Source organism: Streptomyces sp. NTD91 (assembly GCF_059510455.1).
The window spans coordinates 152,446-166,511 of record NZ_JCAJZW010000006.1 but is presented as its reverse complement, the minus strand read 5'-3'; the positions used below and the strand labels follow the sequence as shown (position 1 = coordinate 166,511).

The 14,066-nt window shown below is 72.5% G+C and carries 17 protein-coding genes; 5 read left to right on the top strand and 12 right to left on the bottom strand.

Going from position 1 to position 14,066, the window contains the following annotated elements:
• Nucleotides 1–8 precede the first annotated feature (8 nt).
• Complete coding sequence (gene hisI / locus AC5WRT_RS09660; RefSeq protein WP_496100123.1) at nt 9–470, bottom strand: phosphoribosyl-AMP cyclohydrolase; 462 nt, start codon at nt 468–470, stop codon at nt 9–11.
• A 146-nt stretch (nt 471–616) separates the two neighbouring features.
• Here hisI and AC5WRT_RS09655 point away from each other — a divergent pair, with 146 nt between their 5' ends.
• Nucleotides 617–1,252 (top strand): TIGR03085 family metal-binding protein, encoded by a 636-nt coding sequence (locus AC5WRT_RS09655; RefSeq protein WP_496092542.1) that lies wholly within the window; start codon nt 617–619, stop codon nt 1,250–1,252.
• A gap of 60 nt (nt 1,253–1,312) precedes the next feature.
• Here the strand turns inward: AC5WRT_RS09655 and hisF are convergent, their stop codons facing one another.
• Genes hisF through hisD form a run of 8 tightly spaced genes read right to left on the bottom strand, consistent with a single transcriptional unit; the run spans nt 1,313 to nt 7,037 of the window.
• A complete protein-coding gene (hisF, locus tag AC5WRT_RS09650; protein ID WP_496092541.1) occupies nt 1,313–2,068 on the bottom strand; it encodes an imidazole glycerol phosphate synthase subunit HisF in 756 nt (251 codons plus the stop codon).
• A gap of 6 nt (nt 2,069–2,074) precedes the next feature.
• Nucleotides 2,075–2,470, bottom strand: coding sequence for a RidA family protein (locus AC5WRT_RS09645; protein WP_496100122.1), 396 nt, complete (start codon nt 2,468–2,470; stop codon nt 2,075–2,077).
• Between the two features lie 16 nt (nt 2,471–2,486).
• Complete coding sequence (gene priA, locus AC5WRT_RS09640; RefSeq protein ID WP_496092539.1) at nt 2,487–3,209, bottom strand: bifunctional 1-(5-phosphoribosyl)-5-((5-phosphoribosylamino)methylideneamino)imidazole-4-carboxamide isomerase/phosphoribosylanthranilate isomerase PriA; 723 nt, start codon at nt 3,207–3,209, stop codon at nt 2,487–2,489.
• Nucleotides 3,210–3,213: 4 nt separating this feature from the next.
• Entirely contained in the window at nt 3,214–3,858 is a 645-nt protein-coding gene (hisH, locus tag AC5WRT_RS09635) for an imidazole glycerol phosphate synthase subunit HisH (protein ID WP_496100121.1), read from the bottom strand.
• The gene (locus tag AC5WRT_RS09630; protein ID WP_496092537.1) at nt 3,849–4,013 is read right to left on the bottom strand and encodes a hypothetical protein; all 165 of its coding nucleotides are present in this window, start codon (nt 4,011–4,013) and stop codon (nt 3,849–3,851) included. Before AC5WRT_RS09630 ends, hisH begins: the two co-directional genes overlap by 10 nt.
• A gap of 4 nt (nt 4,014–4,017) precedes the next feature.
• Nucleotides 4,018–4,611, bottom strand: a complete 594-nt coding sequence (gene hisB / locus AC5WRT_RS09625; protein ID WP_496092536.1) for an imidazoleglycerol-phosphate dehydratase HisB — start codon at nt 4,609–4,611, stop codon at nt 4,018–4,020.
• Between the two features lie 3 nt (nt 4,612–4,614).
• On the bottom strand, nt 4,615–5,715 hold the full coding sequence (locus tag AC5WRT_RS09620; protein ID WP_496092535.1) for a histidinol-phosphate transaminase: 1,101 nt from the start codon (nt 5,713–5,715) through the stop codon (nt 4,615–4,617).
• Nucleotides 5,712–7,037, bottom strand: a complete 1,326-nt coding sequence (gene hisD, locus AC5WRT_RS09615; protein ID WP_496092534.1) for a histidinol dehydrogenase — start codon at nt 7,035–7,037, stop codon at nt 5,712–5,714. Before hisD ends, AC5WRT_RS09620 begins: the two co-directional genes overlap by 4 nt.
• Nucleotides 7,038–7,211: 174 nt before the next feature.
• On the opposite strand from hisD, the gene AC5WRT_RS09610 reads away from it, so the two are divergent.
• The 4 genes from AC5WRT_RS09610 to ybaK all read left to right on the top strand — a co-directional run bounded on the left by AC5WRT_RS09610 (nt 7,212) and on the right by ybaK (nt 11,264).
• Complete coding sequence (locus AC5WRT_RS09610; protein WP_496092533.1) at nt 7,212–8,789, top strand: oxidoreductase; 1,578 nt, start codon at nt 7,212–7,214, stop codon at nt 8,787–8,789.
• 143 nt (nt 8,790–8,932) lie between these two features.
• Nucleotides 8,933–9,991: a hypothetical protein gene (locus AC5WRT_RS09605; protein ID WP_496092532.1), complete on the top strand. Its 1,059-nt coding sequence runs from the start codon at nt 8,933–8,935 to the stop codon at nt 9,989–9,991.
• Between the two features lie 11 nt (nt 9,992–10,002).
• Nucleotides 10,003–10,743 carry an LON peptidase substrate-binding domain-containing protein gene (locus AC5WRT_RS09600; RefSeq protein ID WP_496092531.1) on the top strand — a complete coding sequence of 247 codons (741 nt, stop codon included), beginning with the start codon at nt 10,003–10,005 and terminating at the stop codon, nt 10,741–10,743.
• 17 nt (nt 10,744–10,760) lie between these two features.
• Nucleotides 10,761–11,264, top strand: a complete 504-nt coding sequence (ybaK, locus tag AC5WRT_RS09595) for a Cys-tRNA(Pro) deacylase (protein ID WP_496092530.1) — start codon at nt 10,761–10,763, stop codon at nt 11,262–11,264.
• 211 nt (nt 11,265–11,475) lie between these two features.
• On the opposite strand, the gene AC5WRT_RS09590 is transcribed toward ybaK, so the two are convergent.
• The 3 genes from AC5WRT_RS09590 to AC5WRT_RS09580 form a co-directional block, all read right to left on the bottom strand.
• Nucleotides 11,476–12,126: an AAA family ATPase gene (locus tag AC5WRT_RS09590; protein WP_496092529.1), complete on the bottom strand. Its 651-nt coding sequence runs from the start codon at nt 12,124–12,126 to the stop codon at nt 11,476–11,478.
• A 34-nt stretch (nt 12,127–12,160) separates the two neighbouring features.
• The gene (locus tag AC5WRT_RS09585) at nt 12,161–12,982 is read right to left on the bottom strand and encodes an ABC transporter permease (protein ID WP_496092528.1); all 822 of its coding nucleotides are present in this window, start codon (nt 12,980–12,982) and stop codon (nt 12,161–12,163) included.
• A gap of 64 nt (nt 12,983–13,046) precedes the next feature.
• Nucleotides 13,047–14,060 carry an ABC transporter ATP-binding protein gene (locus AC5WRT_RS09580; protein ID WP_496100120.1) on the bottom strand — a complete coding sequence of 338 codons (1,014 nt, stop codon included), beginning with the start codon at nt 14,058–14,060 and terminating at the stop codon, nt 13,047–13,049.
• Nucleotides 14,061–14,066 lie beyond the last annotated feature (6 nt).

The window sequence follows — 14,066 nt, the reverse complement described above, 5'->3', positions numbered from 1 at the left end:
CGCTGACCTTACTGATCCGAGCCGGCGGGACCGGCGGAGGCGTCCTTGAGGAGCACGTCCTCCTCGAAACAGGTGCGCGCGCCGGTGTGGCAGGCGGCGCCCACCTGGTCGACCTTGACCAGCACAGTGTCCGCGTCGCAGTCCAGCGCGACGGACTTCACCCACTGGAAGTGGCCGGAGGTGTCGCCCTTGACCCAGTACTCCTGGCGGCTGCGCGACCAGTAGGTGCAGCGGCCGGTGGTCAGCGTGCGGTGCAACGCCTCGTCGTCCATCCAGCCGAGCATGAGCACCTCTCCGGTGTCGTACTGCTGGGCGATGGCGGGCAGGAGACCGTCGGCACTGCGCTTGAGGCGGGCGGCGATCTCCTGGTCGAGGCTGCCGGGGGGGACACTGTGGCGCGAAGCGCCTCGCTGAGCTGCGGTGGTCGGGCGACGGGCGGAATTCCCGGTCCTACTGGTCATGGGTGCCATTGTGCCGCGCGGGTGCGGCTGTGCCCGTGCCGTGTCCAGGGGATGGGCACCGCGCCGCGGCGGGGTGCCTCCTGCGGGGGAGGCTCGCCGGGGCGGCGGCCGGGTGACGGGTGGGCGGACTCGGCGGCTGGTCGTAGGCTGATCCCATGTCGACCTTCGCCAAGCGTGAACGGCTGTTGCTCGCCGACCTCTTGGAAACCGTCGGTCCGGAGGCCGAGACCCTCTGCGAGGGCTGGCGGACCCGGGACCTGGCCGCGCACGTCGTCGTGCGCGAGCGCCGCCCGGACGCGGCCGGGGGCACGCTGATCAAGCAGCTCGCGCCGCGCCTGGAGAAGGTGATGGCCGAGTACACCGCGAAGCCGTACGAGGAGCTGATCCAGCTGATCCGTACCGGCCCGCCGCGGTTCTCACCCTTCCAGCTCAAGCAGGTCGACGAGGCGGCCAACACCGTCGAGTTCTACGTCCACACCGAGGACGTCCGCCGCGCCCAGCCGGACTGGACGCCGCGCGAGCTGGACCCGGTCTTCCAGGACGCCCTGTGGTCGCGGCTCGAGCGCACGGCGCGGCTGGTGGCCCGGGGCGTGCCGACCGGTCTGGTGCTGCGCCGCCCGGACGGGCAGACGGCAGTGGCGCACCGGGGCGCGCCGGTGGTGACGGTGACGGGCGAGCCGTCGGAGCTGCTGATGTACGCGTTCGGCCGGCCGAACGCGGCCAAGGTGGACGTCCAGGGCGACGCGGACGCGATCGCCGAGCTGCAGGAGTCCAAGCAGCTGGGCATCTGACCCGTCGGCCGGAGGCCGGGCCGCTTTCCTTTCGGTCCCGTGCCGAAGCTCGGCGCCACGTCACCGCACGAGGTGCCCGGCCTCCCGCAGCGTCTCCTTCACCTGGCCGATCCGCAGGTCACCGAAGTGGAAGACCGACGCCGCCAGCACCGCGTCCGCGCCGGCGTCGATCGCCGGCGGGAAGTCGGCCGGCTTGCCGGCGCCGCCCGAGGCGATGACGGGGACGGTGACGTGCTTGCGGACGGCGGCGATCATCTCCAGGTCGTAGCCGTCCTTGGTGCCGTCGGCGTCCATGGAGTTCAGCAGGATCTCACCGGCGCCCAGTTCGGCCGCCCGGTGCGCCCACTCCACCGCGTCGATGCCGGTGCCCCGCCGGCCGCCGTGCGTGGTGACCTCGAAGGAACCGGTCGGGGTACGGCGGGCGTCCACCGACAGCACCAGCACCTGCCGGCCGAAGCGCTCGGCGATCTCGCGGATCAGGTCGGGCCGGGCGATGGCGGCGGTGTTCACGCCCACCTTGTCGGCGCCCGCACGCAGCAGTTTGTCGACGTCCTCCGTGGTACGGACGCCGCCGCCGACCGTCAGCGGGATGAACACCTGCTCCGCGGTGCGCCGCACCACGTCGTACGTCGTCTCCCGATCGCCCGAGGACGCGGTGATGTCCAGGAACGTCAGTTCGTCGGCGCCCTCGGCGTCGTACACCTTGGCCATCTCGACGGGGTCGCCCGCGTCGCGCAGGTTCTGGAAGTTCACGCCCTTGACGACCCGGCCGTTGTCCACGTCCAGGCAGGGGATGACTCGGACCGCCAGGGTCATGACTGCTCAGGCTCCTCTGAATGCTTCAAGTTCCACTTCGACCAGGATCCGCGGATCGACGAACCCCTCCACGACCAGAAGGGTCGACACCGGGCGCACGGAGTCGAAGAGCTCCTTGTGCGCCCGGCCCACGGCGTCCACGTCCCGCACATGGGTCAGGTACGTCCGCGTACGGATGACGGAGTCGACGCCGAGTCCGAACTCGCCGATCGCCTCGAGGGCGCTGGTGAAGGCCACCTTGGTCTGTTCGTACGGGTCACCCTCGCCGTACAGCACATCGCCCCGGAAGGACGTCGTGCCCGCCACCAGCACCCGGTCGCCCGCCGCGACGGCGCGTGCGAAACCGAAGCTGTCTTCCCAGGGACTTCCGCTCTGCACACGCCGCACGGCTTCCGACGTCATGACACTGTGTCCTTTTTCAAGATGTGGCCTCCAAGGCCTCTTCCAGGGTGAACGCCTTCGCGTACAGGGCCTTCCCCACGATGGCACCCTCGACACCGAGGGGCACCAGCCCGGCGATGGCGCGCAGGTCGTCCAGGGACGACACGCCGCCGGAGGCCACGACCGGCCGGTCGGTGGCCGCGCACACGTTCTTCAGCAGCTCCAGGTTGGGGCCCTGGAGGGTGCCGTCCTTGGCGATGTCGGTGACGACGTAGCGGGCGCAGCCCTCCTTGTCGAGGCGCTCCAGAGTCTCGTAGAGATCGCCGCCGTCGCGGGTCCAGCCGCGGCCGCGCAGGGTGGTGCCGCGCACGTCCAGACCGACGGCGATCTTGCCACCGTGCTCGGCGATGACCCTGGCGACCCACTCGGGGCTCTCCAGGGCGGCCGTGCCCAGGTTGACGCGGGTGCAGCCGGTGGCCAGGGCGGCGGCCAGCGACGCGTCGTCGCGGATGCCGCCGGACAGTTCCACCTTGATGTCCATGGCCCCGGTGACCTCGGCGATCAGCTCACGGTTGTCGCCGGTGCCGAAGGCCGCGTCCAGGTCGACCAGGTGCAGCCACTCGGCGCCCGAGCGCTGCCAGGCGAGGGCAGCGTCCAGCGGGGAACCGTACGACGTCTCCGTGCCGGACTCGCCGTGCACGAGGCGTACGGCCTGGCCGTCACGGACGTCGACGGCGGGGAGGAGTTCGAGCTTGGCCATGTCTCTACAGGGTTCCGATCCAGTTGGTGAGGAGCTGGGCGCCGGCGTCGCCGGACTTCTCGGGGTGGAACTGCGTGGCCCACAGGGCGCCGTTCTCCACGGCGGCCACGAACGGCTTGCCGTGCGTCGACCAGGTCACCTTGGGGGCGTCGAAACGGGGGCTGTGGCTCTCCATCTGCCAGTCGTGAACGGCATAGGAGTGCACGAAGTAGAAGCGGGCGTCGGCGTCGAGGCCGGCGAACAGCCGCGAGTCGGCGGGGGCGTCGACGGTGTTCCAGCCCATGTGGGGCACGACCTCGGCCTGGAGCGGCTCGACCGTGCCGGGCCACTCGTCCAGGCCCTCGGCCTCGACGCCGTGCTCGATGCCCCGCGAGAACAGGATCTGCATGCCGACGCAGATGCCCATCACGGGGCGTCCGCCGGACAGGCGCCGGTCCACGACCCAGTCGCCGCGGGCCGCCCGCAGGCCCTGCATGCAGGCGGCGAAGGCGCCGACACCCGGCACCAGCAGCCCGTCGGCGTTCATCGCCGCGTCGAAGTCACGCGTGATCTCGACGTCGGCGCCCACGCGCGCGAGGGCACGCTCGGCGGACCGGACGTTGCCGAAACCGTAGTCGAAGACCACGACCTTCTTGGCGGTCAATTCCACACCCCCAGCCGCATGACGCCCGCGACGAGGCACATGCCGGCGCCGATGGAGAGCAGCACGATCAGGCTCGTGGGCATCTTCTGCTTGACGAAGGAGACGATGCCGCCGACCAGGAACAGACCGACGACGATCAGCAGGGACGAGAGGCTGTTCATGGCTTTACAGCGCGCCCTTCGTGGAGGGAAGGATGCCGGCCGCGCGCGGGTCGCGCTCGGAGGCGTAGCGCAGCGCCCGGGCGAGGGCCTTGAACTGGCACTCCACGATGTGGTGCGCGTTGCGCCCGTACGGCACGTGCACATGCAGCGCGATCTGTGCCTGGGCGACGAAGGACTCCAGGATGTGCCGGGTCATCGTGGTGTCGTACTCACCGATCATCGGCGCCATGTTCTCGGGCTCGGCGTGCACGAGGTAGGGGCGGCCGGACAGGTCGACGGTCACCTGGGCGAGGGACTCGTCGAGCGGGACCGTGCAGTTGCCGAAGCGGTAGATCCCCACCTTGTCGCCGAGCGCCTGCTTGAAGGCGGCGCCGAGCGCCAGGGCGGTGTCCTCGATGGTGTGGTGGGAGTCGATGTGCAGGTCGCCGTCGGTCTTCACGGTCAGGTCGAACAGACCGTGTCGGCCGAGCTGGTCGAGCATGTGGTCGTAGAAGCCGACGCCGGTGGCGATGTCGGTTCTGCCGGTGCCGTCGAGGTCGATCTCGACCAGGACGGAGGTCTCCTTGGTGGTGCGCTCCACGCGTCCAACGCGGCTCATGCCCTACAGCTCCTTCTTCAATTCCCGTACCGCGTCGAGGAACGCGTCGTTCTCCTGCGGGGTTCCGGCGGACACCCGCAGCCACCCCGGTACGCCGTTGTCCCGGACCAGGACGCCCCGGTCGAGGATCTTCCGCCAGGCCTCGTGGGCGTCCGCGAACCGGCCGAACTGCACGAAGTTCGCGTCGGACTCGGTGACCTCGTAGCCGATCGCGCGCAGCTCGGCGACCAGTCGGTCCCGCTCCGCCTTCAGCTGCTCGACGTACCCCAGCAGCGTGTCGGTGTGCTCCAGCGCGGCCAGGGCGGTCGCCTGGGTGATCGCCGACAGGTGGTAGGGCAGCCGGACGAGCTGCACGGCGTCCACGACCGCCGGGTCGGCGGCGAGGTAGCCGAGGCGCAGGCCCGCCGCGCCGAACGCCTTGGACATCGTGCGAGAGATCACCAGGTGCGGGCGGCCCCGCAGCAGCGGCAGCAGCGAGCCGCCGTGGCTGAACTCGATGTACGCCTCGTCCACGATCACCATCGACGGCTTGGCCGCCTGCGCCGCCTCGTACAGCGCGAGGACCGTCTCCGGCGGGACCGCGTTGCCGGTGGGGTTGTTGGGGGTGGTGATGAAGACGACGTCCGGCCTGTGCTCGGCGATCGCCTTCTCCGCCGCCGCCAGGTCGATGGTGAAGTCCTCGCCCCGCGGGCCGGAGATCCAGCCGGTGCCGGTGCCGCGCGCGATGAGGGCGTGCATCGAGTACGACGGCTCGAAGCCGATCGCCGTACGGCCCGGCCCGCCGAAGGTCTGCAGCAGCTGCTGGATGACCTCGTTGGAGCCGTTGGCGGCCCACACGTTCTCGAGGCCGAGCGGGTGCTTGCCGGTCTTCGTCAGGTACTCGGCCAGCTCGGTGCGCAACCGGACCGCGTCCCGGTCGGGGTAGCGGTTCAGGTCGCGGGCGGCCTCCCGCACCCGCTCCGTGATCCGCTCGACCAGCGGCTCGGGCAGCGGGTAGGGGTTCTCGTTGGTGTTCAGCCGTACGGGGACGTCCAACTGGGGCGCGCCGTAAGGGGACTTGCCGCGCAGCTCGTCCCGTACGGGGAGATCGTCGATGCGGGTCACTTGCTCTCGGGTACCTTCCAGCCGAACCTCGCCTTGATCGCCGCGCCGTGCGCCGGCAGGTCCTCCGCCTCCGCCAGCGTCACCACGTGATGGGCGACCTCGGCGAGCGCGTCCTTGGTGTAGTCCACGATGTGGATGCCGCGCAGGAAGGACTGGACGGACAGGCCCGAGGAGTGGCAGGCACAGCCGCCGGTGGGCAGGACGTGGTTGGACCCGGCCGCGTAGTCGCCGAGCGAGACGGGGGCCCAGGGGCCGATGAAGATCGCGCCCGCGTTCTTCACCCGGTCGGCCACCGCGGCGGCGTCGGCGGTCTGGATCTCCAGGTGCTCGGCGCCGTACGCGTCGACCACGCGCAGGCCCTGCTCGACGCCGTCGACCAGCACGATCGCCGACTGCCGGCCCTTGAGGGCGGGCACGATCCGGTCGTCGACGTGCTTGGTGGCCGCGACCTGCGGCTGAAGCTCCTGCTCCACCGCGTCCGCCAGTTCGACGGAGTCGGTGACGAGGACGGCCGCCGCGAGCGGGTCGTGCTCGGCCTGGCTGATCAGGTCGGAGGCGACGTGCACCGGGTCGGCGGTGGAGTCCGCCAGAATCGCGATCTCGGTCGGGCCGGCCTCGGCGTCGATGCCGATCCGGCCGGTGAAGAAGCGCTTGGCGGCGGCGACCCAGATGTTGCCGGGGCCGGTCACCATGTTCGCGGGCGGGCAGGACTCGGTGCCGTACGCGAACATCGCGACGGCGGTGGCGCCGCCCGCGGCGTAGACCTCGTCCACGCCGAGCAGGGCGCAGGCGGCGAGGATCGTCGGGTGGGGCAGCCCGCCGAACCCGGCCTGCGCCGGGGAGGCGAGCGCGACGGATCCGACCCCGGCCTCCTGGGCCGGTACGACATTCATGATCACGGAGGAGGGGTAGACGGACCGGCCGCCCGGCGCGTACAGCCCGACGCGCTCGACCGGCACCCACTTCTCGGTGACGGACCCGCCGGGCACCACCTGCGTGGTGTGGGTCGTACGGCGCTGTTCGCGGTGGACCAGGCGGGCGCGGCGGACGGACTCCTCCAGCGCGGCACGCACGGCCGGGTCGAGGGACTCGAGGGCGTCGGTGACCGCCTCGGCCGGGACACGGACGGATTCCAGCCGTACTCCGTCGAACTTCTCGGCGAAGTCGATCAGCGCCGCGTCGCCGCGATGATGCACGGCCTCGCAGATCGGACGCACCTTCTCCAGGGCGGCCTGAACGTCGAAGTCGGCTCGGGGCAGCAGGTCGCGCAGGGCGGGGCCCTCGGGAAGGGCGTCGCCACGCAGATCGATTCGGGAAATCACAGTCTCAATACTCTCAGACCGCCGTCCCGGGCCGGTGGCGCGTATCAATGGCTGATACAGAACGTGGCGCGACTTGGAAGATCACCTTCACGTACGGTGTTCCGGACGTCACTCAGCGGGCATGAACGGCTGGACGACAGCACGGGACGACACGGGGATCGGGAGAGGACAGAGGTGACCGAGGGGGCCGGCTTCGCCGCCGGAGACCTGCCGGACGACCTGACCGCGGCCGAGGCGGGCATGTGGCAGGCCTTCCGCAACGGCAGTGTGTACGACCTGAGCTGCGGCGACGCCGTGGTGGACGATCCGCACGGCGGGCACCCGTGGGGTCCGGAGCGCACCGTCCGGGCGCGGACCGTGGCGTGGTTGATGCTGGACGGCCCGCCGGCGCTCGCGGGCCGGGTGTCCTCGCTGAAGCTGACCGGCGTGCGGATCACCGGCCCGCTGGACCTCTCGGGCGGCACGGTACGGCCGTACGTCGAGCTGCGCGGCTGCCGCTTCGACGACGAGGTGCTGCTGCCGGAGGCCCGGTTCACCACGCTGCGCCTGGTGGACTGTGCGGTGCCCCGGCTGGAGGCGGCCCGGGTGCACACCGAGGGCGATCTGCATCTGCCGCGCTGCCGCTTCCAGAACGGGGTCCGCCTGACGGACGCGCACATAGGCACCGATCTGCTGCTCAACGAGGCGGTGGTGTACCGCGACCGCAGCGGGCGGTCGATATCCGGTGACGGCGTGACCGTCGGCCAGGACCTGCAGGCGGAGATGCTCCAGTCGCACGGCGAGCTGCGGTTGCGCGGCGCCAAGGTCGGCGTGTCGCTCAGCCTGCGCGGGGCGAGCCTGGACAACCCGTACTCCCGCTACGCCCTGAACGCCCCGCAGCTGACCGTCGAGCGCACCCTGTACCTCACCCCGGCCGGCGTGGGCAGTCCCCTGCTGAGCGGCACGACGCCGGCGCGCGGGACGCGGATCCAGCGCTTCGAGTGCCGGGGCGGGGTGCGCCTGGACGACGGGCGGTTCGGGGACGCCGTCGACCTCGAGCGGGCCCGGTTCACCCTCACCGACGACCAGGAGCTGTCGCTGCGCCGGGTGCACGCCCCGGAGCTGCGCTTCCTGGGCGACGGGCCGCAGCGGGGCAAGGTGGTGCTGTCCGGCGCACGGATCGTGAACCTGGTGGACCGGGCGGCGAGCTGGCCGGGTCCCGGGAATCTGCACATGGGTGGTTTCGTCTACGAGAACCTCGTGCCGCGCGGCCCGTTCCCCCTCGCCGGCCGGCTGGACTGGCTGGCGGCGGCCACCGCCGAGTACGCCCCGGAGCCCTACGAGCGCCTCGCGGCGGTGCTGCGGGCGGCGGGCGAGGACGAGGACGCGCGGGAGGTGCTGCTCGCCAAGCAGCGCCGGCGCCGCGAGACGCTGCCGCTGGCCGGGAAGTTCTGGGGGTACGTCCAGGACTGGACGGTCGCCTACGGCTACCGTCCCGGCCGGGCGGCGGTGTGGATGGCGGTGCTGTGGGCGGCGGGCACGCTGGCGTTCGCGCACGCCGGTCATCCGCCGACGAACCACGACTCGCATCCCTACTGGAGCCCGGCCCTGTTCACGCTGGACCTGCTGCTGCCGGTGATCGACCTGGGCCAGGTCGGCCAGTGGCAGCTGCGCGGCGGCTGGCAGTGGCTGGCGGCCGTGATGATCCTGCTGGGCTGGATCCTGGCCACGACGGTGGCGGCGGGGGCGACACGACTGTTGCGCCGGAGCTGAAGGCGGCAGCGGAGCCCCAGGGCAGTGGCATCAGGCGTGGACAAGAGTCGCACCATCGCCTTTACCGTTCCTTGACCGTCCGCCGTACAACTTTCCATGACTTGGCGGAAGCCTCTGGCGCGCCGCCGACCTGCGGACTTTCAATGGTCGGCACCATGGTTCCGCTCCCCGCGTTCATCCGCCCCGCCCGGATGGCCAAACGCTTCGCCCGTCCGTCCGGCCGGCCGCCCGCCGGTGACGAGGTGGTGCTCGACGCGCCCGACGACCGTCTCTCGCCCGCGCTGGTCGCGGCCGGCCGGGGCGAGTACCCGGTCGCCGCCGCGCTGCTCGTCGCCACCCGCGCCGGTGCCGAGTGGGAGAACCGCGACCGGTACGTCCGGCATCTGGCCGCCTTCGCCCGCTTGCGCCCCGAGTGGTTCGACGCCTGGCGCACGGCCGCCCCGGAGGATCCCGGGGTCCTGCTGGTCGGGGCGCAGCTGGCAGTGGACCGCGCCTGGCCTTCGCCGGCCCGGGCCGAGCTGCTGCGCGAGGCGAGTCCGCTGATCACCGCCGCCGCCCGCGCCGACGACCGCGATCCGGTGCCCTGGCGGATCGCCCTGGACCACGCGCGCGGCTCGCGCGCAGGGCACCGGTACTTCGAGGAGCTGTGGGAGGCGGCGGTCCGCCGTGTCCCGCACCACTACGGCTGCCATGTGGCCGCGCTGCGCTATCTGGCCGCGAGCTGGCGCGGCTCCCACCGCGAATGCTTCGACTTCGCCGACGGGGCCGCGCAGGACGCCCCGGCCGACTCGCTCGTCCAGGGCCTTCCGGCCCGGGCGGCCTCGGGCTACCTGCTCAACGGCGGCACCGGGATCCCGCGCGCCCGGCTGGACGCCGCGGCCGACCGGGCGCTCGCGCTCTCCGCCCGCTTCCCGGCGGCCGACCCGTGGCCCGCCCAGATCCGCAACAAACTCGTGTACGTACTGATCCGCCTGGACCGCTGGGAGGACGCCCGTGCCCAGCTGCGGCTCATCGGCCCGTACGCCACGTCCTTCCCCTGGGAGCGGTTCTCCGAGGATCCGCTCGGGCACTTCCTGCGGCTGCGCGAGCATCTGCTGACGCCCGGGCGGCGGGCCGAGGCCGCGGAGCTGGCGGGCCTGGTGAGCCCGCCGTCGGCGCCGCTCGGTGAGCGCGGCGGACACACGCGCGCCGGTGACCACTAGGCTGGGGCGTCGTGACCACCGTCCGTCTCCCGCTCTTCCCGCTGAACACCGTGCTGTTCCCGGGACTCGTGCTGCCGCTGAACGTCTTCGAGGAGCGCTATCGCGCGATGATGCGCGAGTTGCTCAAGACACCGGAGGACGAGCCGCGCCGGTTCGCCGTCGTGGCCATCCGCGACGGGCACGAGGTCGCACCGAGCGCCCCCGGCATGCCGGACACCACGGCACAGCCCGAGCGGGGACCGGCCGCGGGCTTCGGCCCCGACCCGCTCAAGGCCTTTCACGGGGTGGGCTGTGTCGCGGACGCGGCGACCGTCCGCGAGCGCGCCGACGGTACGTTCGAGGTGCTGGCGACGGGGACGACCCGGGTGCGGCTGCTGTCCGTCGACGCGTCGGGTCCGTTCCTGACGGCGGAGCTGGAGGAACTGGCGGAGGAGCCGGGCGACGAGGCGGGCGCGCTGGCCGAAGGGGTGCTGCGTTCCTTCCGCCAGTACCAGAAGCGGCTGGCGGGCGCGCGGGAACGCTCGCTGTCCACGGGCGCGGACCTGCCCGACGACCCGTCCGTGGTGTCCTACCTGGTGGCGGCGGCGATGGTGCACGACACTCCGACGAAGCAGCGGCTGCTGCAAGCCCCCGACACCGCCTCCCGGCTGCGGGACGAGCTGAAACTCCTTCGCGCGGAGACGGCCATCATCCGTAGTCTGCCGTCACTGCCCGCGTTCGAGCTGACGCGGACGCCGACCAGTCTGAACTGAGGGACCCGCACGCACCGATGGCGAAGAAGCCGAAGAAGCAGCAGCAGTCCGGGGGCACCCCCGCGACGGTCGCCCTGTCGTCGGCCGGCGTGGACTTCACGGTCCACTCCTACGGCCACGACCCCTCCCACCCCTCGTACGGCGAGGAGGCGGCGGAGGCGATGGGCGTCTCCCCCGACCGCGTCTTCAAGACCCTGGTCGCGGACGTCGACGGCGCCCTGACCGTGGCCGTGGTACCGGTCTCCGGCTCCCTCGACCTCAAGGCCCTGGCGGCGGCGGTGGGCGGCAAGCGGGCGACGATGGCCGACCCGGCGCTGGCCGAGCGCACGACCGGCTACGTCCGCGGCGGCATCTCCCCGCTCGCCCAGCGCAAGCGGCTGCCGACGGTCCTGGACGACTCCGCCGAGGCCCACGGGACGATCTGCGTCTCGGCGGGACGCCGGGGCCTGGAGGTCGAACTGGCCCCACAGGACCTGGCGAAGCTCACGGGAGCGGTGCTGGCACCCATCGGACGGTGCTGAGACGCCCGGACAGGCCGTGCCGTCGAACTCCCGCCCGCTCTTCGGGGCGGGCGACGGGGGTTCGACGACGTACCTGGGGGTTTCGTGGATCAGGTCCGACAGGCCGCGGCGTCCGGTGCGGTGCGGCGGAGGATCACTCGCGTACCGGGCGTCCCCGGGTGGTCCGACGACGCGGCGAGGTGCCGTGCCGGGCGCCGCGGACCCGGGCCGATCACGAAACCCCCTGGGCCTCCTGCGGATACGTCGGCTCGGGATCCCGGGGCCCGAACAGCGCCGTGAGTCCGAGGTGCACGAGCAGCGCGCCCAGCGGCCACGCCAGCAGCACACCCTTGGCCGAGAGCTTCAGCGGCGCCGGGAAGGTGACGCCCTTGCCCACGTGCTTGGCATGCGCGAGCACGTCGGTCGAGGGCCCGAGCCAGACACCGAGCCGCCACGCCAGCAGTGACCCGAGCAGCCCGCCGAGCCCCAGCGCGACGACGAGCGGCACTCCCCCGCGCCGCCGCAGCAGAAAGACCAGCACCGCGCTGACGAGCCCGAAGCCCAGCCCCAGCAGGGTGAAGGTGCCGTCCACCCCCGCCGCCTGCTCGCCCTCGCTGTCCTTGAGATAGACGACCCAGCTCTCGCCGGCCTGGTCGCCGACCAGCGGCACGTGCGGCGCGAGCCACCACCACAGCAGCCCGAGCAGCGCCCCGCCCAGCGCCACGGCCGCCGTGATCACGGCGGCCTCCCGCAGTTCGGTCTTCATACCGGGGCCGTCCTGTTCGTACTCGCCCCCGGGGGCACCGGCAGGCGGCGGCGTCGCCCGGACGTCGTCCGGGGACTGGTTGTGCGGCGGCGTGGGCGGAGTCAACGGTGCGGTCACTCTGACATCGTGCCAGGTCGAGCTGTGCGCCGCGTCACCGGACGGCGGCCCTGCGGTACGCCCACGTCGCCACGGCCAGCGAGACGACTCCGACACCCGCGCACACCCCCAGATCGACAAGGACGACAGCCCAGTCCGGACGGGCCGCGAAGGTCCGGGCATAGGCCTCCACGCCGTACGTGGACGGCAGCAGATCGCGCGCCAGCCGTACGATCTGCGGCATCCGGTCGGCCGGGAGCACCCCCAGCAGCAGCGCCGCCGACATGCCCAGCTGGCCGAGCAGCGTGGCCAGTTCGGGCCGTGGGGCGAGCAGCCCGCAGGCGGCCCCCAGTCCGGACAGCGCGGCCCCGGCGAGCGGGATCACGGCCAGCAGGATCCACAGATTGCCCAGCGGCAGACCGAACAGCACGCATCCGAAGACGGCCGTCACCAGGGTCCCCGGCACGGTGAAGGAGGCGTACGCCGCCGCCGCGCCCAGTACCACCGCGGCAGGCGGCACCGGCAGCGTGGCGTAGTGGTCGAGCCCGCCGCTCGCCCGCAGCTGCCCGAAGTACTGCGCCAGCAGGTTCAGCGCCACGTACGCGACGACCAGCACCGACGACCCGGCCACCACGGACCGGGCCTCCCCGGTGCTGTCGACGACGCCCCGCATCATCACGGCGATGCCGACGGACTGGAAGGTGGCCACGAACAGCAGCGGGATCCGCGCCACGCGGGCCCGGGACAGCTGCGCCCGGTAGACGGCCGCCAGCGACGGCCACAGCCGCGCGGCAGGCCCGAGTTCGGCCGCGCCCCGCGCCGTCTCCGGCACGACCCGGCCGCTGCCCGGCAGCACCTGCGCGGGTACGACACTCACGACGAGCTGCTCCCTTTCCGTACGGCGGTCGCCCTCACCCATACGGATGCGGCTGTCCGCGCGCTCACGCCTTCACCAGTCCCTGCCGGGCCGCTCCGCCCAGCGCCAGGTAGACATCCTCCAGGCTGGGCGTGGCCAGTGTGAAGTCGTCCAGAGCGGCGAAGGCGGCTCCACCGGTCACGGTGGCGACGGCGGCACGCGCCTCCTCGGGCGCGAGCCGCAGCGTCCAGCGCCGGCCGGACTCCACCGCGCGCTCCCGCAGCACGGCCACCTCGGGCACCTCCAGCGGTGCTCGCTCCCGCCACACCAGCTCGACCCTCACCTCGCCGGCCACCTGTTCCTTCAGCCCGGCGGGTGTGTCGCAGGCGATGACCCGGCCCTGGTCGATGACGGCGACCCGGTCCAGCACGGTCTCCGCCTCGATGACGTTGTGGGTGACCAGCAGCACGGTCGTACCGCGCTCCGCGCGCCGCCGGTCCACGGCCGCCCAGACCGCGCGCCGGGCCACGGGGTCCATGCCGGTGGTCGGCTCGTCCAGCACGAGCAGCGGCCGTTCCCCGACCAGGGCGGCGGCGAAGCAGGCCAGCCGCCGCTGCCCACCGGACAGCTTCTTCAGCGCCCGCCCGGCGATCGCGGTGAGCCCCAGCTCCTCCAGTACGGCGTCCCGCTCTGCCCGCGCCCGCGCCACGTGCAGGCCGCGCAGGCGCCCGGTGGTCTCGGCGGCGAGGGAGACGGTCAGCTCGTCCAGGGCGGACGACTCCTGGCCCAGGTAGGCGAGCAGGCGCGCGGCCCGCTCGGGGTGCCGGACGATGTCGTGCCCGAGGATCTCGATTCTGCCGGTGTCCGGCCGCAGCAGCCCGGTGAGCTGCCGTACGAGGGTGGACTTGCCGGCGCCGTTCGGCCCGAGCAGTCCGAAGACCTCCCCGCGCCGCACGTCCAGCTCGATCCCGTCGGTGGCCCGCACCGCGGGGGTGCCGGGCGTGCCCCGCCGGCCCTTCACGGCCGGATAGGTCTTGCCGAGTCCGCGCACACGGACGACCTCGTCCTGCCGAAGTGCCTGTGCCGCGCGCGTACTCACAAGGGA

What these genes read in the sequence shown, in the direction of transcription:
- AC5WRT_RS09655 (WP_496092542.1), top strand. Translation starts at nt 617, where the DNA reads ATGTCGACCTTCGCCAAGCGTGAACGGCTGTTGCTCGCCGACCTCTTG.
- AC5WRT_RS09605 (WP_496092532.1), top strand. Translation starts at nt 8,933, where the DNA reads ATGGTCGGCACCATGGTTCCGCTCCCCGCGTTCATCCGCCCCGCCCGG.
- AC5WRT_RS09630 (WP_496092537.1), bottom strand. Translation starts at nt 4,013, where the DNA reads ATGAACAGCCTCTCGTCCCTGCTGATCGTCGTCGGTCTGTTCCTGGTC.
- hisB (WP_496092536.1), bottom strand. Translation starts at nt 4,611, where the DNA reads ATGAGCCGCGTTGGACGCGTGGAGCGCACCACCAAGGAGACCTCCGTC.
- priA (WP_496092539.1), bottom strand. Translation starts at nt 3,209, where the DNA reads ATGGCCAAGCTCGAACTCCTCCCCGCCGTCGACGTCCGTGACGGCCAG.
- hisI (WP_496100123.1), bottom strand. Translation starts at nt 470, where the DNA reads ATGGCACCCATGACCAGTAGGACCGGGAATTCCGCCCGTCGCCCGACC.
- ybaK (WP_496092530.1), top strand. Translation starts at nt 10,761, where the DNA reads ATGGCGAAGAAGCCGAAGAAGCAGCAGCAGTCCGGGGGCACCCCCGCG.
- hisF (WP_496092541.1), bottom strand. Translation starts at nt 2,068, where the DNA reads ATGACCCTGGCGGTCCGAGTCATCCCCTGCCTGGACGTGGACAACGGC.
- AC5WRT_RS09645 (WP_496100122.1), bottom strand. Translation starts at nt 2,470, where the DNA reads ATGACGTCGGAAGCCGTGCGGCGTGTGCAGAGCGGAAGTCCCTGGGAA.